Source organism: Lampropedia puyangensis, from assembly GCF_004833285.1.
In the GTDB taxonomy this organism is placed as follows: domain Bacteria; phylum Pseudomonadota; class Gammaproteobacteria; order Burkholderiales; family Burkholderiaceae_C; genus Lampropedia; species Lampropedia puyangensis.
On the sequence record NZ_STFG01000055.1, the window covers coordinates 1 to 1,446 of the forward strand.

At 50.0% G+C, this 1,446-nt stretch carries 1 protein-coding gene; it reads right to left on the reverse strand.

Annotated elements, in window-relative coordinates; all coding sequences use genetic code 11:
- The coding region (locus E9531_RS17335) for a hypothetical protein (RefSeq protein ID WP_136575020.1) at positions 1 to 878 on the reverse strand (878 nt) is incomplete at its 3' end.
- Positions 879 to 1,446: the final 568 nt, after the last annotated feature.

Sequence of the window (1,446 nt, forward strand, 5' to 3'; positions counted from 1 at the left end):
CCAGCAGGGTCTGTGGCCGCAGCGTAAAACGCTTTTGCTATGTTATTAGACTGAGTCGGCTGAAGGCCTCCGCCACCGATGGTATTGGAGAATTGGGAGGTATCGGCCACAAAAAACAGACAAGCGCCCTTGCCGGCATTCGACGCCGCTTGTGGGATGAACAAGCCATAGGCATCGGAGACAGTGGGCGGGGCCGGTGATGCTACGGCGACCTGTGTGTACAAGGCATAGTCGGTTGGGATCGGTGACATTCGCCCCCACCATCCCCCGACGATCGACGGCAACACCGATTGAAACGTGCTTGCGTACAGCGATTGCTGATTCAGCGGTGCACTAAGTTCATTTAGCGTAGTTTCTGCCTTGATTGTGCTCCATGTGTCAGGTTTGATGGCGTTGATGGCATCCGTGACGCGAGACAAATGCGTGGGGCAATCCCCTGCATTGGAGCCATCCACAAAACCAATCACCATCAAGTCGGGGCGTGTCTCAAGGGCAGCTTGCACCTCGTCCCAGCGATCTGGATTGGTACTACTACAAACAGTGGTAAGCACTAACAACTTGGCATTGGCAATGTCACTGGTCAGCGAAGTTGTGCCAGAAAGCCCTCCCGTGCGATTGACAAACGTGCCTGCTGGGGCCACTTCATCAAAAGCATTACGAGCATTGGCGATATAGGCGTTCCAGCCAGGGTTTGAGGATTCATTCGAACTGACAAACAGCACGTTGTTTTGAGCCTTCGCCCCTAGGGGCATGATCAGCGTCGCCAGTCCGAGCATGCCAGCGCTGCACAAACCAAGTAATTTGGTGTGGGGCTTGAGCACGCCTTTAGCTTTAAATGTGTGTTGGAGGTTTTTGTTGAGGCCGTTAATAATACGCATGGGTGTGAGGTAATTTTTTGGAGTGAGTACGTTATAAAAAGCAAATGGACTGGGCTGAATGAATACAAACCAAGCACCAAACACGCCTCTAATCATCTACTCGATGAGTAGGCGTAACTCTCGCCCATTCTTCAACGTTTAGCTACTGCAGTGGATTACTACAGTAATTAATTGTCTGCTCGGCGTGGGATTTACCGCGCATCGTCTCGCGAACGCGACTCCACCCGGAACTATAAACAAATCAACATTGCTCTATTGATAGACGGAATGTGAACTTCTGCAAAAATTTTCACTCTCGCCGTGAAAGGATTTTGCGAATGTCCAATGTGCATGGAACGCTTGCGCGAATAGGCAAGCATGTTTACGAAGAACTCTATGGCGATGATTCGCAGAGTTTGTTTTGTTTCATTGCCAGATTTAATGCAGATTCTGTTTTTACTGTTGACAGCCGTTCAGCCGCTTGAAGGGATGCAACTATGCGGCACATCAAATTTTAGGGAAGGTTCTCAACAGCGACAGAACGGCTCTAGAAAAGTGAATCACACCGGATTTGATGGAGGCTAGTTAG